Raw genomic sequence first — 23,492 nt, 5'->3', positions numbered from 1 at the left:
TGCGAGGTCACCTAAAGAGATCATGATCACGCAGCTTGGATTTACCGCCATTCACCTAATCTTCGGCGCACTTATTATTTGGGGAGGCTGGGTAATGTTTTCAGACAGTCCGCACCGGCTCATCACTGTAATATTAGCGTTTGCAGGAAATCTTGCTTACTACACAGGCCTGCTCATCCGCCAAAAAACCATCTACAACTACACCATAAGAACTGACTGCGCCCACGTGGAGTACTACCTCCACTATCCCGACTTTGCCTCAGCCTTCTTCAAAGGCATTGCCATCGCCGTCATCCTGACACTCATTTTCGTCGCCGTTCTCACCGGCTCATTGCTCTTTCTGGTCGGTCCGGTAGCCATTGCCTGTGTCGCCGCCGTCAAACTGCTGAGCTGGGAAAACCCCATTCACCACGAACAAAGTCTGCCTTGGGGCGAGTACAACTTTGTTACGGTCGACCGCAAGCGTCTGATGATCATCACGCACCGCACGGATGTCACCCTCGGTTTCGAGGCCCGTTTCCAGCACGAAGTGCTGTTTAACAAGTACCTCAATTTCCTTCACACCGTACTGCCCACCACTGCCGAATTCACCGAAAAAGCCTGGAAGTGATAGTGCGCTCAGGCTAACTTACAGCCCGGACAATCCAGCCAACCTCTACTCAGGCTCCTCATGATCCAGATCCGCCCCATGACCCCGGAAGACTTCGACCGCTTCTGGCCCACCTTTCAGGCTGTTGTCATCGCTCAGGAAACCTATGCGTACGACCCTGCCCTCACTCAGGAGCAAGCCCGCAGTCTGTGGGTGGAGCTGCCGCTGCACACGTTGATCGCCGAGGAAGACGGTCAGCTTTTGGGCAGTTATTACCTCAAAGCCAATGCGGCTGGGCCGGGCAATCACGTCTGCAACTGTGGCTACATGGTGACGGGCGCGGCGCGAGGTCGTGGTGTGGCGCGGTTGATGTGCGAACACTCGCAACAACTGGCGCGGGACAGCGGTTTTCTGGCGATGCAGTTCAATTCAGTGGTTGCCAGCAACGAGGTCGCCGTGGCGTTGTGGGCGAAGCTGGGTTTCGAAACGGTCGGGCGTTTGCCCAAGGCTTATCGCCATGCCCGTCTGGGTCTGGTGGATTGCCTGGTGATGTTCAAGTGGCTGGCTGAAGCGCCAGTGGCGGCTGAACCCGTGCAACCCAAGCTGATCGGTCGCAAGAATATCGAATCAGTGGTGTCACGCCCGCGTCGAAGATAAGCACACATAAAAACGGGGCGCGCTCAACAAAATGGCGGCCCCGTTTTCGATACTGCTCAGCGCTTATTGACCAGCACTCACCTCGGACTGCTTTTGCAGCAATACCCGCGTCACGCGACGTTCTTCCACACCCACCACTTTCAGGTTCCAGCCCTGCCAGTTCAGGCTGTCACCCGTGGACGGCAAACGGTCCAGCAGGCTCATGACCAACCCGGCCAGTGTCTGATAGTCCTCGGTGGCCTTGGCCTGGAAGCCGGTTCGTTCGCGGATCAGGCTCAGGTTCAGGGCTCCGGAGACCACGAAGTCTTCACCCTGCACAACAATGTCCGGGCCTTCCACTTCGCTGGCGTCAGGCAACTGGCCGGCGATGGACTCCAGAATGTCGGTCATGCTCAATACACCAATGAAATCACCGAACTCATTGACCACGAATGCAATGTGCGTCGACTCCTTGCGCATCTGTTCCAGGGCGTTGAGGATCGTGAAGTTTTCCAGCAGGTTGATGGCCTTGCGTGACATCAGCTTCAAGTCCGGCTGATTACCGGCCAGCAACTCCTTGAACAGCTCTTTTTTATGCACGAACCCCAGTGGTTCATCAATGCCGCCTTCGCCAATCAATGGCAGTCGCGAATACGATGAGTGCATCAGCTTCAGGCGAATCTTCTCGGCATCATCGTTCAGATCGATGTAGTCGATTTCAGCCCTCGGTGTCATCACCGTGCGAATCTGCCGCTCTGCCAGTTGCAGCACGCCGCTGATCATCACACGCTCGCGACGATCGAATACCGGCTCGTTGCTTTCGCCTTCAAGCATGTCGGTGATTTCTTCATCGACATCGCCAGACTCCAGCCGGCGACCGCCCAACAGGCGCATCACCGCATGAGCAGCACGCTCACGGCGTGGCAAGTGACCGTGCGCCGACTTCTTGCTGCGCTTGCGAGCGATCTGGTTGAACACCTCGATAAGGATCGAGAAGCCGATGGCCGCATACAGATAACCCTTGGGAATATGGAAACCCAGGCCTTCGGCGGTCAGGCTGAAACCGATCATCATCAGGAAGCCCAGACAGAGCATGATCACCGTCGGGCGGCTGTTGACGAATTTGGTCAGCGGCTTGCTGGCAATCATCATCAGACCGATGGAGAAAATCACCGCGATCATCATCACCGACAGGTGTTCGACCATACCGACCGCTGTGATCACGGCATCCAGCGAGAACACGGCATCGAGCACCACGATCTGCGCCACGATGGGCCAGAACAACGCGTAGCCCGCGTTACCGGCGCGCTGGGCGACATGGCCTTCCAGTCGTTCATGCAATTCCATGGTGGCCTTGAACAGCAGGAACACACCGCCGAACAGCATGATCAGGTCACGCCCGGAGAAGGTTTTGTCGAATACCTCGAACAACGGCTCAGTCAGCGTCACCATCCAGGAAATGCTCGCCAACAGGCCGAGGCGCATGATCAATGCCAGCGACAGGCCGATGACGCGCGCTTTGTCGCGTTGTTCTGGCGGCAGTTTGTCGGCCAGGATGGCAATAAACACCAGGTTATCGATACCCAGCACCAGCTCCAGCACGATGAGGGTCAGCAGGCCAAGCCATGCCGTGGGGTCAGCGATCCATTCCATGGTAGTTATGCAGCCTCACGAGAAAAATGACAGAGAGTGGCATGGGTCACTGTAGACCAGACGTGATCGCGAACCGTCAAACATGGCGTTGCAACGTCCGGACGCGAAGGTCTGACGGGGTCGAAACAGTTCAAGAGGCTGGATGACTCAGTGCGGAGATGAAGCGGCCTGCTCGGTGAAAGGGGGATCACCGGACAACCATAGGCGATAAACGGAGGACAACTCGGAGGCTCCTGGAGGGTATTCATACGGTCCTGAAAATCAATACGGGCGCTGATCGTACAATACACACAGATGTTTCGCGCGCTGAAGAAGTATTACAAGACTTGACCGGTCAGCCTGTTCATAACGCAGCGCCAACGCGCGCGGGGCGACGTTTTGTCACACCTCCAGACACGACCAGCTGTCTGACAACGGCAGGCTGCGGGTAGAATGATGCAGCTTATTTGTTTTAAAATGTGTCCATAACGTCAGACACACGCCGTGCCTTTTGCGAAGCGCCACACATCGCCCTGCACTGCCCGCCTGATCAGAATCATAAAAAGAAAGCCCGTCATAGACGGGCTTTTTTCGTTTTCAGGTTTTGTGCCCCGATGCCCGCTCCGGCATCACGGCAAACCGTTTTCTTAACCTTTGAGGTGATATCCCCATGCTGCGCATTGTTGTCGTTCATCTGTTCCAGTGGTTCAAACGCCTGTCTTCGGCGCTGCTCTTTCGCAGCGCAGAGGACAACTACTCCCGCAGCTTCACACGGGAGCACGAAGACGAAGGCCGCTGGACTTTTGTGTCGATTGCCATTGTTCTGACCCTCAGCCTCTACTGCCTGGCAGGCCTCGGTTACTACGCCAAGACCAACATCTGGGACGGCTTCACGCTGGCACAGAAAGAAAACATCGCTCAGGCAATGATCGTCAGCTCGCAAAACCTCTGAGCACGACAGTGTGACGTCCGGACGGGGAAGCGAGCGCTTCCCCGTTTTCGTTCTGGCGGCTTGTCACAGGGTACGATTTCTGCGAGAAAACCCCCCTGTCATCTTCACGGGATAACCGGCAATGAGCATTGAATTACAGGTCACCGATCTGCACCCTGGCGATGGCAAGGAAGTGGTCAAGGGCGCGCTGATCACCACCCATTACACCGGCACGCTGAAAGACGGCACGGTGTTCGATTCCTCGCATGAACGTGGCAAGCCGTTTCAGTGCGTGATCGGCACCGGACGCGTCATCAAAGGCTGGGACCTGGGCCTGATGGGCATGAAGGTGGGGGGCAAGCGCACACTGTTCGTGCCGGCACACCTGGCCTATGGCGACAGAGCGATGGGCGCGCACATCACGCCCGGCTCCGACCTGACGTTCGAAATAGAACTGCTGGAAGTGCTGACCCGCGACGACTGAATGCCTGACATTCGGTTAAACCTGACCGGGATCACGCCGATAACCCTGACAAGGCATAAGCCCGATTGCTTGTTATCGCGGAAAAAGCCATGCTCCGGGCATGGCATTTCAGGTCTTCGCACAGGAACACGTATGGCGCTCAATAAGTCGACTCAAGAGCTGAAAAAGCACTTGAAAGGCACCGCAACGAATCTCGAAAGTACGGCAGAAGAAATCCTCAAGCTTGCTTCGCAAATGAAAGACGTGGACGTCACGGCCATTCTGCAGATGGTCAATCGGCTGTATAGCGACGCCGACCAGCTCAAAGCCTACGCTGATGAGGTCAGGGCAAAAAGAATAGTACGTGCCAAACCGCTATGACCTGCTGAAACCACCGACACGACGCGCTTCCACCGGTCCCGAGGACCTTTGATGCTGCCATCGCCCACCAACGTCAGCGCCAGCCCCAGGCACCTGCATATGCAGAAGTGGCGTGGCCGGGTCGGCATGGCGCTGGCGGCCAGCCTTTCCGTGCTGGCAGGCATGACGGATGCGATCGGCTTCATGGCGACCGGGGATTTCGTCTCGTTCATGAGCGGTAATACCACCCGCCTCGCGGTCGCGATCAGTGACGGCGATATGAACGTGACCGCCCGACTGACGCTGGCCATCTTCGCGTTCATCAGCGGCAACGCGCTGGGCGTCATTGTTGCCCGACTAGGCGGCCGACGCGCCCTGCCTTTGCTGCTGAGTATTGCCACGCTGCTGTGCGCCGCTGCGGCATGGCCCTTGGCAAACAACATACTGGCCCTGATCTGGGCGATTCTGGCGATGGGCATGCTCAACGCGGCTGTCGAGCAGGTCAACGGACTGCCGGTCGGCCTGACTTACGTCACAGGCGCGCTGTCACGCTTCGGGCGCGGTCTGGGCCGCTGGATGCTGGGAGAGCGCCGGGATGGCTGGCGCATTCAATTGATCCCCTGGATCGGCATGTTCATTGGCGCGGTGATCGGCGCAATCCTTGAACAACGTCTTGGGCTGAATGCCTTGCTGGTCAGTGGCAGCCTGTCGGCGATCCTGGGCCTGGTGTCATTGAAAATCCCTCATCGCTGGCAACGCCGCTACATGCCCCGCTGAACGCTGAGATTCCCATTCGCTGAAATACGTTTACCATACGCCGCCTTTCACAACCGACCGCTGTCATGACCCCTGAAGCACTAAGCATTTTGCAACAGCACCTGCTCGACGCGTTGAGCAACGTTCCCGATGAAACCCGCCGCCTGTTTCACGGCCGTGGCCGTGTGTGGCCAGGGCTGGAACACGTCACTGTGGACTGGATGCAGGGCGTGGTGCTGGTCTGTGTGTTCAAGGAACCGCAACCGGACGAGCTGGAAGCACTGAGGCACGTGCTCACCGGGCTGATCGACACGCCTCAGTGGCGGCAAAGCCAGGCTCACACCTTACTGCTGCAGCACCGTTATCTGCCGCAAAGCACCACACAGTGGCTGACTGGCGAGGTCATGGACGAATGGGTGATCACCGAAAACGGTTTGCGCTACAAGGTCGATTTTGGCAAGAAGCAGAACAGCGGCCTGTTTCTGGACATGCGCTACGGGCGTGACTGGGTGCGGGCACAGGCCAGGGGCAAGCGCATTCTGAACCTGTTCGCCTACACCTGTGGCTTCTCGGTCGCCGCCCTTGCCGGCGGTGCGGACCACGTGGTGAATCTGGACATGGCCCGCGCTGCGCTGAATCGCGGTCGCGAGAACCATCGCCTCAACGACCACGACCTCGGTCGCGTGACGTTTCTGGGGCACGACCTGTTCAAGTCGTGGGCCAAGGTGACTCGCTCGGGGCCTTACGACCTGATCATCATTGACCCGCCTTCCTTCCAGAAAGGCAGCTTCATGCTTGATAAGGACTATCAGCGCGTATTGCGCCGCCTGCCGGAGTTGCTGGAAGAAGACGGCTTGGTGCTGGCTTGCATGAACGACCCCGCGACAGGCCCGGACTTTCTGATCGAGCACACTGCAATCGAAGCGCCCTGCCTGCGTTTCCAGCAACGCCTGGAAAATCCTCCGGAGTTCCCGGACGACCGCGTTGACGGCGGCCTGAAGGCGCTGGTGTTTAAGGCCGAAGGGTTGAGCCGGACGGGATGGGCGTAAGCGGTCCAGGATCGCTCGGGACAACGCTTCAATCCACCTGCCCAAAGACCTGACTGGGCCGCCGCAACGACGGGTCAAACGGGTTGATTCGAGCGCTGATGGTCGCCGCCTCGCGCTTGAGCAACTCGACCACCGTCATCAGCCGATCAGGTCCCAGACGGTCGCTGATCGTCGCCACGCTGAGCGCCGCCACTGCACGACCGCTACGGTCCAGAATCGGTACCGCCAGCCCGGCCATGCCTGGCAGCGCACCGGTGTTGCGGCCCGCGTAGCCGAGGCGGCGCACGTTGTCGACCTCGGAGCGCAAAAACACTTCGTCGTACAGATGAAAATCCTTGAGCCGTGGCAAGTTGTAGGCAATCACCGTTTCCCGCTCGTCCTCGGGCAGAAATGCGAGAATCGCCAGGCTGCCCTGCCCCACGCCCAACGCCACACGGCCACCAATATCGCCGGTGAAGGTGCGGATCGGGTACGGACCTTCACTGCGGTCCAGGCAGATGGCATCAAAACCGCTGCGCGCCAGCAGAAACAGCGAGTCGCCCAGCGAAGCAGACAGGCGCAGCAGGCTGGGCCGCACGAGGTCGCGCAAGTTGCCGGTGTTGCCTGCGCGCGCCGCCAGCACAAAGAACTCGATGCTCAGGCGGTAGCGCTTGCTGAGCGCATCCTGTTCGACCATGCCTTCGTCCATCAGGCTGCGCAGCAAACGGTGCGTGGTGGGTTGCGACAAGCCGACACGTTGCGCCAGTTGCGTGACGCGCTCACCGCCTTCATCGCATTCGCCAAGGCAACGAAGCAGAGCGAACAGCCGGGATACAGCCCCCACGCCAACCTCGGCAGCACCTGAATTTCGATCAGTGGAATCTTTCACAATTAAATCTCTATTTTTATTCATTCAATGAATTTATCTGAATAAATATGTTGTTCAGTGAAATTCCCTGTTGAGCGCATCCTAGCCTTCGTCCTACTCTCAGTCCACAGGGGCGATTTGAACAATCATCGGCAGCCGACTCAGAGCGAGCGCCAACGTCCACAGAATGGCATGACTTCATTTCGCATCTGCCCAGACAAACGCGCGCCACGGCTCGCACGCACAAAGGTGGAAGCAGGCATGGCATTTCTGCAGCTCGAAGGTCTCTCCAAACGCTACGGTTCAATAGACGCCGTGGTCGCCACTCACCTGGCGGTGGACAAGGGCGAATTCGTTTCACTGCTCGGCCCTTCCGGCTGCGGCAAAACCACTACCCTGCAAATGATCGCCGGTTTCGTTGACGTCAGCGACGGACGCATTGTGCTCGACGGCCGCGACATCACCCACGCCAAACCCAGCAGCCGGGGCCTGGGCGTGGTGTTCCAAAGCTACGCGCTGTTTCCGCACATGACCGTGGCCAATAACGTGGCGTTCGGCCTGCGTATGCGCAAGGTTCCTGAAGCGGACCTCAAGGTGCGGGTGAGCAAAGTGCTGAAGCTGGTTCGACTCGATCAGCATGCGGAACGCTATCCACGTGAGCTGTCCGGTGGGCAGCGGCAACGGGTCGCGCTGGCCAGGGCGCTGGTGATCGAGCCACCGGTGTTGCTGCTTGATGAACCGTTGTCCAATCTGGACGCCAACCTGCGCGAAGAAATGCAGTTCGAAATTCGCCGCATTCAGAATGAAGTCGGCATCACCACACTCATGGTGACTCACGATCAGGCCGAAGCCCTGTCGATCAGTGACCGGGTGGTGGTCATGCAGGCGGGACGCATCACTCAGATCGATGAGCCATACACGCTCTACGAACACCCCCGCACCCGCTTCATCTCGGGCTTCGTGGGCAAGGCCAATATGTTGCAGGGCGATCTGGACAGCAGCGGCTGCCCGCAGATTCGCCAGTTGCCCGGCGACGGCGCACTGACCCTGAGCCTGCGTCCGGAGAAAATCGACCTTGTCGCGCCGGGCTGCGGCCGTCTGTCCGGGCGCATCGTCATCCGCTACTTTCTCGGCAGCCAGTGGCTGTATCGCATTCAGACCGGCATCGGCGAAATCACCGTGGTCCGTCGCAACGATGGTCAAGCCCCGCTGGAAGAAGGCGCAGCGGTCGGTATGGACTGGCCGAGCGAGTTGCTGCGCGTGCTGGACGCCGACGAGGTGCGCGCATGAGCCTGATGACTGAAATGCGTCAGGGCCGGCGCGGCTATTGGCTGTCGGCGCCAGCACTGGCGCTGTACATCGGCTTGCTGGTACTGCCGCTGGGGCTGACGCTGCTACTGTCGTTCAACGTCTTTGATTATCAGGTCGGGGTGAAAAGCGACAGCTACACGCTGGCCAATTACACGGCCGTGATCACTGACTCGTATTTCTATGAAATCTTCCTGCGCACCTTCTGGATCAGTGCTCTCGTGACCCTGCTCTGTGTGCTGATCGGCGTACCGGAAGCCTACATCCTGAGCCGCATGGGCACGCCGTGGCGCTCGATTTTCCTGATTCTGATCCTCACGCCGCTGCTGATTTCGGTGGTCGTCCGGGCCTTTGGCTGGAGCCTGCTGCTGGGCGCAGACGGCTTGATCAATCAGGCCATCCAGTTCATGGGCGGTCGCCCCGTGAAACTGCTGTACACCCCCTTTGCGGTGATCATCGCGCTGGTGCATGTGATGTTGCCGTTCATGATCATTCCGGTCTGGACTTCTTTGCAGAAACTCGACCCCACCGCTGAACAGGCCGCGCTGTCGCTGGGTGCCAGCCAGGCGAAAGTCATGCGCCTGATCGTTCTGCCGCAGGTCATGCCCGGCGTGCTGTCCGGCTCGCTGATCGTCTTCGGGCTGGCCGCCAGCTCTTTCGCCATTCCCGGCCTGCTGGGCGGTCGCCGCCTGAAAATGGTTGCCACCGTGATCTACGACCAATACCTCTCGGAACTGAACTGGCCGATGGGCGCAACCCTGGCAGTGGCGCTGCTGCTGGTCAATCTGCTGGTGATGCTGTCCTGGAACCGCATGATCGAAGGCCGTTACAAGAAAACCCTGGGGGAATGATCCATGTCCAAGAACGGTCCTTTGGCCCTGTCGTTTCATGCATTGGTAGTGATTTTCATGATGGCCCCGCTGGTCGTGGTGTGCCTGGTGGCCTTCACCCCGGAAAACACCCTGAGCCTGCCCACCACTGACTTTTCGCTGCGCTGGTTCAAGGCGGTGTTCGAGCGGGCCGATTTTATCGATTCGTTTTATAACAGCCTGATGCTGGCCTTTGTGTCGGCGACCCTGGCGACGCTGATTGCGGTGCCTGCCGCGCTGGCAATCACCCGGCACACCTTCCCGGGCCGCAACTTTTTCAACGCGCTGTTCTTGTCGCCCATCATCATTCCGCATCTGGTGCTGGGGGTGGCCATGCTGCGCCTGTTTGCGCTGATGGGGGTGAACGGCAGTTTCACCTGGCTGATTTTCGCTCACGTGCTGGTGATCACGCCCTACGTGCTGCGCCTGGTACTGGCGGCGGCCATCGGCATCGACCGCAGTGCCGAACACGCCGCCGAGTCGTTGGGGGCAAACCGGTTCACGCTGTTTCGCCAGATCACCCTGCCCATGATTTTGCCCGGTGTGGCGGGCGGCTGGTTGCTGGCGTTCATCAACAGCTTCGATGAAGTCACGCTGTCGATCTTCGTGACCTCGCCCGCCACCCAGACCCTGCCGGTGCGCATGTACGTCTACGCCACTGAATCCATTGACCCGATGATGGCCGCAGTGTCGGCCCTGGTCATCGCCCTGACGGCCGCCACCATGATCCTGCTCGACCGGGTCTACGGGCTGGACCGTGTGCTGGTCGGCAAACACTAACCCGGAGGGTTGACGTTATGCCTCTGCTGAAAAGACTGGTCGAACGCGACCGCCCGGTGCTCTCTTTCACCCTTGATGGCCAACCGGCCAGTGGTCTGTTGGGCGACACCTTGCTGACGGCGGTACTGACCGAAAGTGAACACCTGCGCGGCAGCGATTTCAGCGCCGAACCGCGTGCAGGATTCTGCATGATGGGCGCCTGTCAGGATTGCTGGGTCAGGCTGGGCGACGGCCAGCGAGTGCGCGCCTGCTCAACCTTGCTGGAGGCCGGTCACGCTGTGATTCGCGAACCGGGGCGGTGCCTATGAGCAATGACAAGGTTGCCATTATCGGCGCAGGCCCGGCAGGCATTCGCGCTGCGCAGACCCTTCTGGCCCACGGTATCAGAGCCTGCCTGATCGATGAAGGTTTGCGCGGCGGCGGTCAGGTCTATCGTCGCCAGCCGGAAAACTTCAAGCGTTCGGCCAAAGCGCTTTACGGTTTCGAGCGTGGCAAGGCGGTTGCCGTCCATCAAACGCTTGATGCGTTGGCCACGCAGATCGACTATCGACCGCAAACGCTGGTCTGGAACGCCGAAGACAATCGGCTCGACACCTTGCAGAACGGCACAGCCGGCACCGTCGACTTTACCCGGTTGATTGTCGCCACAGGGGCTACCGACCGGGTGCTGCCCGTACCCGGCTGGACACTGCCCGGCGTGTACAGCCTGGGCGCGGCGCAGGTCGCCCTCAAATATCAGGGCTGCGCCATTGGCGAGGGCGTGGTGTTCTGCGGCAGCGGGCCGCTGTTGTACCTGGTGGCTTATCAGTATGCCAAGGCCGGCGCGAACGTCGTGGCGGTGCTGGACAGCGCGCCGTTCTCGGCCCAGTGCAAGGCGCTGCCTGCGCTGCTCGGCCAGCCAGCGACGCTCGCTAAAGGCCTGTATTACCGGGCGTGGTTGTCTGCCCGAGGCATTCCGGTGCATCAAGCTGCCACCCTCTCACGCATCGTGGGCAAACAACGAGTCGCCGGCATCCATTGGGAGCGCAACGGCCAAGCGGGCCAACTGGTGTGCGATGCCGTGGCGTTTGCACACGCGCTGCGCAGCGAGACCCAACTGGCAGACCTGCTGGGCTGTGAATTCGCCTGGAGTCAGTTGAACCGCGCCTGGCTGCCCGGCCGCGATGATTGCGGGCGCAGCAGCGTATCAGGTGTGTATCTGGCAGGCGACGGCGCCGGAATCATGGGCGCAGACGCTGCTGAAATGGCCGGTGAGCTTGCCGCGCTCGCCCTGCTGCAGGATTGCGGCATCGGGGTGGACGCCGTGCGGGTGAGCGATTTGAAAATGAGCCTGCAACGCATCGAACACTTTCGTCACGGGCTGGAAACGGCGTTCCCGTTCCCCGAGAAGTGGGCCGCAAACGTGCCGGATGAAACCGTAGTCTGCCGCTGTGAAGAGGTGACGGCAGGTGACATCCGCAGCACCGTTCAGGACGGTCATTGGGAGATCAATCGAGTCAAGGCCATTTGCCGGATCGGCATGGGCCGCTGCCAGGGCCGGATGTGCGGGTTGGCAGCAGCGGAATTGATCGCCCACGAAAGCGGACGCCCGGTGGATCAGGTCGGTCGCCTGCGCGGCCAGGCGCCCATCAAGCCGCTGCCGTTCGGCGTGCAGGCACCTTCAGGGGAGCCGCAATCATGAGCGCAGCGATTGAAGCAGACGCGATTATCATCGGCGGCGGTATTGTCGGCGCGTCGGCAGCCTTGGCGCTGGCCCGCAACGGCAAGCGCGTCACTCTGCTGGAGCGCGACTTTTGCGGCTCGCACTCCAGCGGCGTCAATTATGGCGGCGTGCGACGTCAAGGCAGGCCACTCTCGCAGTTGCCGTTGTCGCAGCGGGCGCACCAGATATGGGGAGGCCTGCGTGAACTGATCGGCATCGACGGCGAATACCAGCGTTCCGGTCACCTCAAGCTGGCGCGCAGCGAGCAGGACATGAACGCCTTGCGCGCCTACGCCGAAGCCAGTCAGGGGTTTGGTCTGGACCTGCAATTGCTTGACCGCGAGCAACTGCGCGCGCGTTATCCCTGGGCGGGCGATGTCGCGGTCGGTGCGTCCCTGTGCGCCGATGACGGGCACGCCAATCCGCGTCTGGTATCACCGGCCTTTGCCCGCGCCGCTCGCCAGGCAGGTGCGCAGATTATCGAACAGGCGGCCGTGACAGACGTCAGCCATGATGCCGATGTCTTTACCGTCAAAACGGCCAATGGCCTGGCACTGCGAGCCCCCTGGCTGCTTAACTGCGCCGGGGCCTGGGCCGGGAAGCTGGCAGCGCACTTCAACGAGCCGGTGCCGATGTATTCCGGGCATCCCGCGATGCTGGTGACCGAACCGCTGCCCATGTTCATGGACGTCAGCACAGGCGTCGAAGGCGGCGGTATCTATGCCCGGCAAGTGGCACGCGGCAACTGCGTGCTGGGCGGCGGGCAGGGTTTTGCACTTGACCCTGCCCGCGCCAGACCGGGTCAGGCCGCGTTGCTGGACATTCTGCGTAACGCCGTCGAACTCTACCCGCCGCTCGCCGGCGCCCAGGCCATTCGTACCTGGAGCGGCACCGAAGGCTATCTGCCGGACCGTGAACCGGTACTGGGTCCGAGCCTGACTCAGCCGGGCCTGTTGCACGGTTTCGGCTTTGCCGGAGCCGGCTTTCAGATCGGTCCTGCGGCTGGCGAAGCGCTGGCCGAATGGGTCTGCCACGGCGCTTCATCCATTTCGCTCGATGCCTTTTCCATCGGTCGCTTCCGACCAGCCCGCGTTCAAGAAACTGCCGAACTCGCTCCAAACGCCATCCCATTGCACAGAGGAAGATCGTCCCTATGAAAAGTATCAAACCTCTCGCCCTCAGCGGCCTGTCATGCGTGCCCTTCGCAGCGCTACTTGCGTCCATGCCGGTCCAGGCTGAACCCACGCTGTATCTGGGCATGAACGGTGGAACGATGGAGCGGCTCTACGCCGACCAGGTGCTGCCTGCGTTTGAAAAGGCCAACAACGTCAAGGTCGTGATTGTGCCGGGCACGTCGGCCGACATCCTGGCCAAGGTTCAGGCCAGCAAGGACAACCCGCAGATGCACGTCATCTTTCTGGACGACGGCATCATGTACCGGGCTATTTCAATGGGTTTGTGCGACACCCTGCAACCCAGCGACAGCCTTGCCGAGCTGCCGGCCAAGGCAAAAATCAAGGAGCAGGCAGCGGCAGTCAGCCTGGGGGTGACGGGCCTGGCCTACAACACCCGGATGTTCAAGGAGAAAGGCTGGAGTACACCGACGTCATGGATGGACCTGGCCGACAAGCGCTTCAAGGACAAGGTCGTGTTCCAGTCACTGGCCTCTTCGACGTTCGGCCTGCATGGCTTTCTGATGTTCAACCGTATTCAGGGCGGCAGCGAGAAAGACGTCGAGCCTGGCTTCAAGGCCTGGCCAAAAACCATCGGCCCCAACGTGCTGGAATACATCGCCAGCTCGGCGAAGATTTCCGAAATGGTGCAGACCGACGAAGCCGCGTTGTTTCCATTGACGCCGACGCAAGTCACCGCGTTGAAGATCAAGGGCGTGCCGGTGGAATACGCGTCGCCCAAGGAAGGTGGCGTCGTGCTGAACGTGGCTGAATGCGCAATCGCCAACAACAACCAGCCGGAACTGGCCCAGAAACTGGCGGCCTACTTGCTCACGCCCGAGGCTCAGGCGCCTGCTCTGGAGTTCGGTGACCAGATCCCGTCCAACCCGAAAACCCCGACCACCGACAAGACCCGTGCGCAGGTCGAGGCCATGGAAAAATACCTGGAAACGGCGGTGACCATCGATTGGGATCAGGTCAATCAGATCCGGCCCGAGTGGAACGCCCGCTGGAGCCGCAGCATCGAGCGCTAGCAGGTCCGGAGCTGCCCGCTGGTAGAACGTCATCCGCCAGCGGCAAGGTCACAAAACTAAAAATCCATGCATTCATTACCGCACGGCAAATTATTTCAACTTATTACTGCATAGCGCAGTCCCACCGTTACGCCCTCTTCTCGGGGCGCATTCAACGGTGGTTCTTTCTCTATGAGTTTTATGGTCTGCATGGGCGTGCTCGGCGTGTTGTTAATGCTGCTGGCACTGACCTCTTCCTATCTGCGCTGGATGCCGGTGACGACATCCGCCGTCTGCCTGGCGTTCGGCTTCGGTATCGGCCCGATGGGGCTCGATATCGTCGATCTGGATTTCAACGAATCCCGCGAGTGGCTGGAGCGCCTTACCGAGGTGGCCGTGCTGTTCTCATTGTTCGGCACGGGTATCAAGTTGCGCCTGCCGCTGAGCGGCAAGGCCTGGCATTCGGCTTACTGGCTGGCCGGGCCGGTGATGCTGGCAACGATTGCCGGGGTGAGTGTTGCCGCGCACTACCTGTTCGGTATCGACTGGGGCGTGTCGCTGCTGCTCGGTGCCATGCTGTCGCCAACCGATCCGGTCCTGGCGGGAATGGTGCAGGTCAACAGCGCGCAGGATCAGGATCGGCTGCGTTTTGGCCTGTCGGGCGAGGCCGGGCTCAACGATGGCACGGCATTTCCCTTCGTGATCTTTGCCCTGCTCTACCTGACCTCTGGCGGAGGAATGGCCAACTGGGTGCAGGACTGGCTGCTCAAGGACCTGATCTGGGCAGTTCCCGCCGGGCTTTTGATCGGCTATGGCATGGGACGAGGCGTCGGGCATCTGATGATCTTCCTGCGCGTGAAAAATGCTGACAGCACCACCTCGCCCAACGACTTTCTGGCCTTGGCGCTTATCGCGCTGGCGTATGTGTTCGCCCAGAGCGTGGGAGCCTTCGGCTTTCTATCGGTATTCGCCGCAGGGTTTGGCTTGCGCCAGGCCGAGGTCCGTGCAACCTGCTCGGACCTGCCTTCAGAGCACGTGGCGCAGCCGGTGCTCGGGCACATGACAGCTTCTCTCGAAAAAGGCACTGTGGCCGACACCAATGACCTGAGCGATTCACAACTGGCGGCTGGCGTGATGATGGGCGACATGCTGGTGTTCGGCAGTCTGGTGGAACGCGCAATGGAAGTGCTGCTGATCACCCTGCTGGGCGCGGCACTGGCAACCTACTGGGACTGGCGCGCCATCGGTCTGGGGCTGGCACTGTTTTGCGTTATCCGCCCGGTGAGTGTCTGGCTGCTGATCAGTCGGCGTCTGCTCAACCCGAAACAGAAAGCACTGGTTGGCTGGTTCGGCATTCGCGGTATCGGCAGCCTCTATTACTTGTGCTTTGCCCTGTCCCACGGCCTGGCCGACGATGTCGGGCACGTTGTGATCGGCATGACGCTGTCGGTGGTGGCACTCAGCATCCTTCTGCACGGCATCAGCATTCAACCGCTGCTGGAGCGTTATGAGCGCAGCGCTTCAGCCAACCCTGAGAGATAAGGACAAGCCAGGCGCTGGCCATAGAGCAGGTCGATGAGCGTATCGGAACAAGCAATTGGACTGCGGCATTTCGACTCGGTTAGCGTGGCGGGGATCCAGACTGTGCAACCTGGGCTTCTATGGCTAATATGAAGCGTGATCAAGGCACTCTGCCAGCCTGTACGCCAGCGCAACACCGCATTCAGTGTGCAAAAGTCCTGAACGCCTGTTAAACCCTGGCCTCCAAACGGAATGCAGTTTTATCAAACAGTTAGAAGGTGAAATGTCAGAACCCGTCCTGATGGACCGCTTTGCACGCAAAGTCGATTATCTGCGCATGTCGGTCACCGACCGGTGCGATTTCCGCTGCGTGTATTGCATGGCCGAAGAGATGACGTTTCTGCCTCGGCAACAGATTCTGTCGCTCGAAGAAATCCTTCAGGTGGCCGAGCGCTTCGTCGCGCTGGGCACCCGGAAAATTCGCCTCACCGGGGGTGAACCGCTGGTGCGTGCCGGTGTGGTAGGGCTTTGTGAGCGAATCGCCGCCCTGCCCGGCCTGCGCGAATTGTGCATGACCACCAACGGCTCGCAGCTCGACAAACTCGCCGCGCCGCTGTTCAAGGCTGGCGTTACGCGCTTGAACATCAGCCTGGACAGCCTCGACCCACAGCGCTTTCGCGAACTGACGCGTACCGGTGACCTGCACAAGGTGATTGCCGGAATCGACGCTGCCAATGCCGCCGGGTTTGTACACACCAAACTCAATTGTGTGGTGATGCACGGTCGCAACGACGATGAGATCAACGATCTGGTGGCGTTTGCCATTGATCGCCACCTTGATATCTCGTTCATTGAAGAAATGCCGCTGGGCGTCATCAGCGAGCACAGTCGCGCCGAATCCTTTTACTCGAGCGATCAGGTCCGCGAGCGGATCGGCGAACGCTACACCTTGATGCCCTCCACCGACTCGACTCAAGGCCCTTCACGTTACTGGCGAGTGGCGGAAGCGCCGGGCATTCGCATCGGCTTCATCTCTCCGCATAGCCATAACTTCTGCGGCACCTGTAACCGCGTGCGCTTGACCGTTGAGGGCCGCCTGCTGCTGTGCCTGGGCAATGAGCACTCAGTGGACTTGAAGTCGGTTCTGCGCGCCAACCCCGGCCAGCCGCAGAAGCTGGAGAAAGCCATCGTCGACGCCATGCAGTTGAAGCCGTGGAGCCACAACTTCACCCATGACGATGGTGTTCAGGTGGTGCGCTTCATGAACATGACGGGCGGCTGATCAGCGCGCCCTGTCTGTGCGTCCGGTTATTTGCCGGGCTTGCGAAAGAACAGCGTGATCTGCCCGACTTCCACGCCCAGCTTGGTCATGGATGAGCGATTCGCCAGGGTCTGCTCATCGATCAGGTACATCCAGTCATCCAGACTGACGTCATATTCCGTGCCGTCCACCGGCAGCCTGAGCACGTAATTCCAGTGGAAGCTGTTGCCCGACACTTCGCCGTAAGCCTCGCCGACCACATCGCCTGCGGTCCCCTTCCAGCGGCCCGGGCCGTCAGGGCGCAAGCGCCATTCGCGGACCTGTTTCGTGCCGTCGCTGTAGCTGAACGCTTCGTGCATGACCAGCACTTCGCCTTCGCTGTGGCCATCAATGACGACGGTGAAACGCTTGACGACTTCGCCTGAGCGCTTCTGAAACATTCCCCAGGCTTCGACGCGCCCGGTGAAATACTTGCGCAGATCCAGCTTCGGCGTTTCCTGGCTGTAGTGAGTCACCGGCACACCACCGCAGCCGCTCAGCGCAAGGCCCATACACAGCATCAACATCCACTTTTTCAGCATACGTCCTCCTTGATGGGTCATGAGCCGGTACTGCCGAGCAACTGCTCGCGAAGTTCGGGGTTACGGGTTTTCGGATCAAGCCAGATTGAAAAGAATGCCTTGGCAAACCGGCTGTCGGGCACCACATGCTGGAGTTTGTCGCCGACATAGAAACGCGCTTCGCGACCGGGCAAGTAGACACCCGTGATCTTCATGCCCGGCTGGACATCGACAAATGACTGGTTCATTTGCTCGCGCCATTGAGTCAACTGCCCGTCAGTGACGGATGGCCCTGAAATACGCTTGATCTCATCGATGCTGGCATCGACCAGATCTTCCCGATCAATGGCACGGTGATAAGTCAGTTCAAGGGCCAGCGGCGCATCGGCAACAAAGGGTTTGACGGGGCTCAGCAGCCTGGCGGTGTAGATGCGAAACCCGAACAGGCTGAGGTCTCCGCCGCCGACGACCTGGGCGTTGGGCAACGCCTCACGCCAATCCGCCGAAGCGTTTGCGCTGAGCAGGATCACCAGCCATAACCATCGTGATGCACGCATCGGAAACCTCTGATTGAGCGCTGCCACGGTAGCGGTGGCAGGTCAGGAATGAGAAGAGTCGAGAGTGCAGACTCATGGCCGGAATCTATACCACCAAAATCGCTTTGTACAACTCATAGGCCCCGCGTCGCCGCTGCGCTGATCAACGTTGCACATGAAAAAGTCCGTCACCGATGAACCTCGGTGACGGACTGCAAGATCCAACGCAAGACGGGCCTCAGGTTCAGGCGACCTGAGAATGAGCCTGCCGCCGCGCCGTTTGCCATTCACTTTTCAGCGCTTGCAGCGTGTTGTCCATGAACGTGCGATCCGCGGCAGCCTTTTTGCCCACATACCCCTGCCCCCGGCGGAACATTTTCAGCGCAAGGCGCATGTGCGGATGCGCATCACGGAATTCGCTTTCCTGGGTGTAAGGCGACATGGCGTCGAGATGGACTTCGCCCGAATCGGCAATCCAGACAATGTGGTTGTCCAGCGTATCCTTGCGCATGGCAAACAGACGAGCCAGTTCATCGATAGTCGGTTGAGTATTGATATTCATGGTGATGCTCCTTCGCTCGCAGGCCGTTCAATAGTTGATGCATCAAGTTCATGCGCCGGACGTTCATCCACGAAACACGGTGGCGTGCTTGTCGAAGACAGTTCCGGCCCTCAAGGACATGCAGGTAGCCTTGATGAAAAGCCGCTACACAACGGCATCAGCGCAGAGAAAAGAAGTCACGAAACCCAAAGACCCGGCCCAGGATCATCAATCGATCCGTTACAAGCATCATGAGGACATTTCGCCAGCTTCTCGCCCCTGTCGACGACGATGCCAGTTCAGCTCCATCAATCTGCCTTGTGGGCAGCCTACATCCAGGAACATCTCGACGGCTTGCCGAGCCTGTTCAGTACCACTTTGCTGCGCTCCCGATCAGGGAGACAGCTGCATAATGCAAAAGGGAAACAGGTACGTCAACGATTATGTAGTGAATATTTTTACTCACTACATAACCGTATGTATGACCGGCAGTTACGTGAAAAACTGACTGAATGGTCACGGGCGGATGCAGGCAGCTGCAATAAAAAAGGCCTGAAAGCTCGCGCTCCCAGGCCTTTGAACATCAGTACAAGCCGTTACGGTCAGCTCACCTTGAATCGACCCACCAGTCCCTGCTGCTGTTCAGCCAGTCGAGCCAGTTCACGGCTGGTCACGGCGGTCTGCTCGGCACCGGCGCTGACCTGGATGACCAGCGCGTTGATGTCGTGGACGCTGCGGTGGATTTCTTCGGCGACCACGCTTTGCTCTTCAGCGGCCGAGGCCACCTGGATATTGCGGTCGCTGATGCTGGCGATGCCTTCGGCAATTTCTTCCAGCAATTCGCCCGCACGCACGACGTTACTGGCACCCGCCTGCGCTTTGCCCAGCGTTTCCTGCATGGACGCGGCAGCACGTTCGGAGCCGGTCTGCAGGTTGGCGATCATCTGCTGAATACTGACGGTGGAGTCCTGCGTCTTTTTGGCCAGATTGCGCACTTCATCCGCGACCACCGCGAAGCCTCGGCCCTGCTCGCCTGCACGTGCAGCCTCGATGGCAGCGTTGAGCGCCAGCAGGTTGGTCTGGTCGGCAACACCGCGGATGACATCGAGGACCGAGGAAATGGAATTGCTTTCGCCCTTGAGCTCACTGATGATCTGCGAGGTCTGCTCAGCCTGAAGCGAAAGCCCCTGAATCAGGCTGATGGTGTTTTCGATTTCAGCCTTGCCCTGCATTGTGCTGGCATTGACCCGTTGCGACATTTCCGACGCATCGGTGGTGCTGCGTGCAACGTCCTTGACCGTCGAGCTCATCTGGCTGATGGCTGTGGCCACCTGGTCCGTGCCCTGACGCTGCTGTGCCACGTTCTGGCTGGTCTGCAATGCGACGGCCGAGGACTGTTCCGCAGCCGTGGCAACCTGCGCCGTAGCGCTGCCGATTTCGCGGATGACCTCGCTGATCTGTTGCGCCATGTTGTCCAGGTTGCGTGAGATCTCACCAAACTCGTCCTTGCCGGCGTAACGGGTTCTGGCGGTCAGATCGCGGGTCGACAATGCAATCAATGTGCGGTTTACATCGACCACGGCGATCTTGATGTTGCGAATGATCACCGACGCCAGCCACAACACCGAGACCAGCATTGCGATAACGATGCCGATTGCCACGTACAGGCTGCTTTCAGCGCTGCTTCGCGCAGCACCCGCCAGGCCAACGACGGTCTGACCCAACTCCGTTTCGACCTTGGCCATCTGGTCAATGCGGTCGGTGGACAGGTTGAACCAGTCTTCCGGCTTGATGTTGAGCGGGTCGCCCAGCGGGGTATCAAAACCCAGACGCTGCAAACGTGCCACTTCCAGAGACCCTGGCAGTTGCAGAACAGCGGTCAGTTTGCTTTTGAACACCTCCGGCGCCCAGCGCTGAAAGGCTTCGAAATAACCGGAGAACTCACCCAGGTTACGGCTGAAGCGCGACAGCAATGCGGCATCGAAGCGGTTCTGGTTGAAGGCCAGGCCAAGCAAGACACGTTCGCGGCCTGCGCGCTCTTTCATGTCCACGAACTGATTGAGGGAGCTCAGTGCGCGCAATATTTGCGGGTCTTCAATGCTGGCTTCCAGCGAGTAGTTATACCCGATGAGCGTTTTGATGATGTCGGTGAAACGGGTGCCGGACTCGGTGTTGTTGATCGCCAGCGCATCCACCTTGAGGCGCAATGCAATCACCTCTTCAAATGCTCGCAACACGCTTGACGTGCCCGGAATATCGTCGGTCGATTGCGCACGCATCTCGCTTATCGCCTTGTCTGTTTCCTGGCGAAACGTCTTGAGCTTATCCTGCATGGATTTGCCGCCACTGCCCAGAAACACACCGCTGGCACCGCGCTCGCGCTGGAGGGTGGTCACCACATCACTCAGTTTTCGTGCTGCGTGGGTGGCCGTGACCGCCCGACTGTTCTCGCCGAGCGTTTCGCTTTTGTCGGCCACAAAGAGACCTGCAAAAGCCAGAAAGCCCAGCAGCGGGAACATCAAAATAAGCAGTAATTTAATACTCAAAGGAGCATTTTTAAGCATGGCAGACCTCATGACTTGCAGACTTTCTATAAAACCGATCTTTGGCCTGACGTTCTGTATTTATTGACGTTTTTTGATAACCAGAGATGATTCAGTAATCAGCCTACCGTAGCCGGTCTTGCTTCCGTCCAACTGTTTCGGCTGTGAGGTGCCAAGCTTTACCGACCGGTCTGCTTTAATTTGAAGTACCGCCACATTATTTTCATTTACGCGGGCTGATAACACGCACAAGGAATCCTTATGATCAAGAAAGTCGGATCAACAGATATCAAAACCGTCCATCAGGCCTCGTGCCATTGCGGTGCGATCGTGTTGGAGCTGGATTTGCCGAATGGCATTGTCGATCCGCGACGCTGTGACTGCTCTCTGTGCAGACGCAGAGGTGCAATTGTTGCTTCCGTGACGAAGGACGGGATTCGGGTGATTCGCGGGCAGAGTGTGCTCAAGCTGTATCAATTCAATACGCGTACCGCCGAACATTATTTTTGCGGCAGGTGCGGGATCTACACCCACCATCAGCGACGTTCCAACCCCAATGAATATGGTTACAACGTCGCCTGCCTGGAAGGTGTGAATCCTTTCGATCTGGGGCAGGTGAAAACCAACGACGGGGTCAATCACCCGTCTGACCGCCCCGCCGTTGCAACGCCCGAGAACGATTAACGCAAATTGGTCTTGGCCAGTTCCAGCACTTCACTGCCCCGCCCGCTCATGATCGCGCGCATCATGTACAGGCTGAAACCTTTGGCCTGCGCCAGTTTGATTTTCGGCGGGATGCCCAGTTCCTGCTTGGCGGTAACCACGTCGATCAACACCGGGCCGGGGTGATCGAACGCCTTGCGCAGCGCTGCGGGCAGCTCTTCGGCATTTTCTACGCGCAAACCTAGAATGCCCGCGCCCAAGGCGATACCGGCGAAGTTAGTCTCGTGCAGATCGGTGCCATGTGGCACGTAACCGCTGGCTTTCATTTCCATGTCGACGAAGCCCAGAGAACTGTTATTGAACACCACCATTTTGATCGGCAGGTTCAGCTGGCGAATGCTCAACAGATCACCCAGCAGCATCGACAGCCCACCGTCACCGCACAAGGCAACGACCTGACGATCCGGGTGTTCAGCCTTGGCACCGAGCGCCTGCGGCAGAGCATTGGCCATCGAGCCATGATTGAACGAACCCAGCAGGCTGCGTTTACCGTTCATGTGCAGATAGCGCGCGGCCCACAGCGTTGGCGTGCCAACATCGACCGTGAAGATCGCATCGGCGTCGGCGTGCTCGTCGACCAGTCGGGTGAGGTACTGCGGGTGAATCGGTGTGCCATCCGGTGTCGACGTGGCCAACTCGTCCAGCGCTTCGCGGGCCTTGGCGTAGTGCTTGAGGGCTTTGTCGAGGAAACGACGATCCATGTGCGGCGTGAGTCTGGGCAACAGCGCTTCCAGTGTTTCGCGCACCCCGCCCACCAGACCAAGCGCCACAGGCGTGCGTCGGCCCAATTGTGTCGGATCAAGGTCGACCTGAATGATGTCGGCCTTTTCTGGGTAGAAATTACGGTACGGAAAGCTGCTGCCGAGGATCACCAGCGTGTCGCAGGAAAGCATGGCGTGATAGCCGGAGCTGAAGCCGATCAGACCGGTCATGCCGACGTCGAACGGGTTGTCGTACTCGACGTGCTGCTTGCCGCGCAGCGCGTGGACAATCGGCGCGCCCAGTTTGTCGGCCAGCGCCAGGACCTGCTCGTGAGCGCCTTCGCAGCCTGCACCGCACAGCAAGGTGACAGCCTTGGAACCGTTGAGCATGTCGGCCATGGACTGCAAATCGTTGTCGGCCGGGACCACCGTAGGCGGCGTGGCTTCGATCCATTTGGCCGGCACATCGGGTGCATCGCTGAGCGCAACGTCACCGGGCAACACGATGACCGCCACGCCCTTCTGGCTGATGGCCGCACGCATGGCGCGCTCCAGCACACGGGGGAACTGCTCGGGGTTGCTGACCAGTTCAACGAAGTGGCTGCACTCCTTGAACAGTTCCTGTGGATGGGTTTCCTGAAAATAGTCCAGGCCGATCTCCGAGGACGGAATATGCGCAGCAATCGCCAGCACCGGCACGCGGTTGCGGTGGCAATCATAAAGACCGTTGATCAAATGCAGGTTGCCTGGCCCGCAACTGCCTGCGCACACCGCCAGCTTGCCGCTGGACGCTGCCTGGGCTCCGGCGGCAAAAGCCGCCACTTCTTCATGACGGGTGTGCATCCAGCGAATCGAATCGATGCGTTCCAGGCTGTCGGTCAGGCCGTTGAGGCTGTCACCGGACACCCCCCAGATGTGGGAAACGCCTGCCGCTGCGAGGGTTTGCGCAAGATGATCGGCAATGGTCTTGGACATTAGGGGTTCCTTGTCGAGGCAATA

At 59.5% G+C, this 23,492-nt stretch carries 24 protein-coding genes; 17 read left to right on the top strand and 7 right to left on the bottom strand.

All coding sequences use genetic code 11. The annotated features are described in order from the left end of the window. Both BW686_RS24905 and BW686_RS24900 read left to right on the top strand, forming a co-directional pair. The coding region (locus BW686_RS24905; RefSeq protein ID WP_084920605.1) for a permease at positions 1-610 on the top strand (610 nt) is incomplete at its 5' end. 60 nt (positions 611-670) lie between these two features. Further along, positions 671-1,246, top strand: a complete 576-nt coding sequence (locus BW686_RS24900; protein WP_084920603.1) for a GNAT family N-acetyltransferase — start codon at positions 671-673, stop codon at positions 1,244-1,246. A 63-nt stretch (positions 1,247-1,309) separates the two neighbouring features. On the opposite strand, the gene BW686_RS24895 is transcribed toward BW686_RS24900, so the two are convergent. Continuing rightward, positions 1,310-2,878 (bottom strand): TerC family protein, encoded by a 1,569-nt coding sequence (locus BW686_RS24895; protein WP_084920600.1) that lies wholly within the window; start codon positions 2,876-2,878, stop codon positions 1,310-1,312. A gap of 649 nt (positions 2,879-3,527) precedes the next feature. Here BW686_RS24895 and BW686_RS24890 point away from each other — a divergent pair. The 5 genes from BW686_RS24890 to BW686_RS24870 all read left to right on the top strand — a co-directional run bounded on the left by BW686_RS24890 (position 3,528) and on the right by BW686_RS24870 (position 6,416). Continuing rightward, a complete protein-coding gene (locus BW686_RS24890) occupies positions 3,528-3,809 on the top strand; it encodes a hypothetical protein (RefSeq protein ID WP_084920597.1) in 282 nt (93 codons plus the stop codon). 121 nt (positions 3,810-3,930) lie between these two features. Beyond that, positions 3,931-4,272, top strand: a complete 342-nt coding sequence (locus BW686_RS24885) for an FKBP-type peptidyl-prolyl cis-trans isomerase (RefSeq protein ID WP_084920594.1) — start codon at positions 3,931-3,933, stop codon at positions 4,270-4,272. A gap of 132 nt (positions 4,273-4,404) precedes the next feature. Continuing rightward, the gene (locus BW686_RS24880) at positions 4,405-4,632 is read left to right on the top strand and encodes a hypothetical protein (protein ID WP_005893216.1); all 228 of its coding nucleotides are present in this window, start codon (positions 4,405-4,407) and stop codon (positions 4,630-4,632) included. 51 nt (positions 4,633-4,683) lie between these two features. Next, a complete protein-coding gene (locus BW686_RS24875; protein WP_084920591.1) occupies positions 4,684-5,388 on the top strand; it encodes a YoaK family protein in 705 nt (234 codons plus the stop codon). A 65-nt stretch (positions 5,389-5,453) separates the two neighbouring features. Further along, positions 5,454-6,416, top strand: a complete 963-nt coding sequence (locus BW686_RS24870) for a class I SAM-dependent methyltransferase (protein ID WP_084920589.1) — start codon at positions 5,454-5,456, stop codon at positions 6,414-6,416. Between the two features lie 28 nt (positions 6,417-6,444). On the opposite strand, the gene BW686_RS24865 is transcribed toward BW686_RS24870, so the two are convergent. Further along, the gene (locus tag BW686_RS24865; RefSeq protein WP_084920586.1) at positions 6,445-7,284 is read right to left on the bottom strand and encodes an IclR family transcriptional regulator; all 840 of its coding nucleotides are present in this window, start codon (positions 7,282-7,284) and stop codon (positions 6,445-6,447) included. A 240-nt stretch (positions 7,285-7,524) separates the two neighbouring features. Here BW686_RS24865 and BW686_RS24860 point away from each other — a divergent pair, with 240 nt between their 5' ends. The 9 genes from BW686_RS24860 to moaA all read left to right on the top strand — a co-directional run bounded on the left by BW686_RS24860 (position 7,525) and on the right by moaA (position 16,910). Further along, positions 7,525-8,553 carry an ABC transporter ATP-binding protein gene (locus tag BW686_RS24860; RefSeq protein WP_084920583.1) on the top strand — a complete coding sequence of 343 codons (1,029 nt, stop codon included), beginning with the start codon at positions 7,525-7,527 and terminating at the stop codon, positions 8,551-8,553. Further along, entirely contained in the window at positions 8,550-9,422 is an 873-nt protein-coding gene (locus tag BW686_RS24855) for an ABC transporter permease (RefSeq protein WP_084920581.1), read from the top strand. The genes BW686_RS24860 and BW686_RS24855 overlap by 4 nt, the downstream gene beginning before the upstream one ends. A 3-nt stretch (positions 9,423-9,425) precedes the next feature. Next, the gene (locus BW686_RS24850; protein ID WP_084920579.1) at positions 9,426-10,220 is read left to right on the top strand and encodes an ABC transporter permease; all 795 of its coding nucleotides are present in this window, start codon (positions 9,426-9,428) and stop codon (positions 10,218-10,220) included. A 17-nt stretch (positions 10,221-10,237) separates the two neighbouring features. After that, the gene (locus BW686_RS24845) at positions 10,238-10,528 is read left to right on the top strand and encodes a (2Fe-2S)-binding protein (RefSeq protein ID WP_084920576.1); all 291 of its coding nucleotides are present in this window, start codon (positions 10,238-10,240) and stop codon (positions 10,526-10,528) included. Then, positions 10,525-11,901 carry an FAD/NAD(P)-dependent oxidoreductase gene (locus BW686_RS24840; RefSeq protein WP_084920573.1) on the top strand — a complete coding sequence of 459 codons (1,377 nt, stop codon included), beginning with the start codon at positions 10,525-10,527 and terminating at the stop codon, positions 11,899-11,901. The genes BW686_RS24845 and BW686_RS24840 overlap by 4 nt, the downstream gene beginning before the upstream one ends. Next, positions 11,898-13,079, top strand: a complete 1,182-nt coding sequence (locus tag BW686_RS24835; RefSeq protein WP_084920570.1) for an NAD(P)/FAD-dependent oxidoreductase — start codon at positions 11,898-11,900, stop codon at positions 13,077-13,079. The genes BW686_RS24840 and BW686_RS24835 overlap by 4 nt, the downstream gene beginning before the upstream one ends. Then, positions 13,076-14,128: an ABC transporter substrate-binding protein gene (locus BW686_RS24830; protein ID WP_084920567.1), complete on the top strand. Its 1,053-nt coding sequence runs from the start codon at positions 13,076-13,078 to the stop codon at positions 14,126-14,128. Before BW686_RS24835 ends, BW686_RS24830 begins: the two co-directional genes overlap by 4 nt. A 171-nt stretch (positions 14,129-14,299) precedes the next feature. Then, positions 14,300-15,649, top strand: a complete 1,350-nt coding sequence (locus tag BW686_RS24825; protein WP_084920565.1) for a cation:proton antiporter — start codon at positions 14,300-14,302, stop codon at positions 15,647-15,649. A gap of 262 nt (positions 15,650-15,911) precedes the next feature. Continuing rightward, a complete protein-coding gene (gene moaA / locus BW686_RS24820) occupies positions 15,912-16,910 on the top strand; it encodes a GTP 3',8-cyclase MoaA (RefSeq protein ID WP_084920562.1) in 999 nt (332 codons plus the stop codon). Positions 16,911-16,936: 26 nt separating this feature from the next. Here the strand turns inward: moaA and BW686_RS24815 are convergent, their stop codons facing one another. The 4 genes from BW686_RS24815 to BW686_RS27715 all read right to left on the bottom strand — a co-directional run bounded on the left by BW686_RS24815 (position 16,937) and on the right by BW686_RS27715 (position 21,045). Continuing rightward, positions 16,937-17,470, bottom strand: coding sequence for a DUF3833 domain-containing protein (locus BW686_RS24815; protein WP_084920559.1), 534 nt, complete (start codon positions 17,468-17,470; stop codon positions 16,937-16,939). 17 nt (positions 17,471-17,487) lie between these two features. Continuing rightward, entirely contained in the window at positions 17,488-18,006 is a 519-nt protein-coding gene (locus tag BW686_RS24810; RefSeq protein ID WP_084920557.1) for a chalcone isomerase family protein, read from the bottom strand. Positions 18,007-18,229: 223 nt separating this feature from the next. After that, on the bottom strand, positions 18,230-18,547 hold the full coding sequence (locus BW686_RS24805; RefSeq protein WP_084920554.1) for a hypothetical protein: 318 nt from the start codon (positions 18,545-18,547) through the stop codon (positions 18,230-18,232). A gap of 581 nt (positions 18,548-19,128) precedes the next feature. Then, positions 19,129-21,045: a methyl-accepting chemotaxis protein gene (locus BW686_RS27715; protein ID WP_179149380.1), complete on the bottom strand. Its 1,917-nt coding sequence runs from the start codon at positions 21,043-21,045 to the stop codon at positions 19,129-19,131. A 285-nt stretch (positions 21,046-21,330) separates the two neighbouring features. Here BW686_RS27715 and BW686_RS24795 point away from each other — a divergent pair, with 285 nt between their 5' ends. Beyond that, positions 21,331-21,753 carry a GFA family protein gene (locus tag BW686_RS24795; RefSeq protein WP_084920549.1) on the top strand — a complete coding sequence of 141 codons (423 nt, stop codon included), beginning with the start codon at positions 21,331-21,333 and terminating at the stop codon, positions 21,751-21,753. Here the strand turns inward: BW686_RS24795 and poxB are convergent. Then, positions 21,750-23,468 (bottom strand): ubiquinone-dependent pyruvate dehydrogenase, encoded by a 1,719-nt coding sequence (gene poxB, locus BW686_RS24790; RefSeq protein WP_084920546.1) that lies wholly within the window; start codon positions 23,466-23,468, stop codon positions 21,750-21,752. The genes BW686_RS24795 and poxB overlap by 4 nt on opposite strands. Positions 23,469-23,492 lie beyond the last annotated feature (24 nt).

Origin of the sequence: Pseudomonas syringae (assembly GCF_002157375.1) — a bacterium.
GTDB classification, from domain to species: domain Bacteria; phylum Pseudomonadota; class Gammaproteobacteria; order Pseudomonadales; family Pseudomonadaceae; genus Aquipseudomonas; species Aquipseudomonas syringae_T.
Note: the sequence above shows the minus strand (reverse complement) of the source record. Positions and strands in the feature narration are given on the sequence as shown.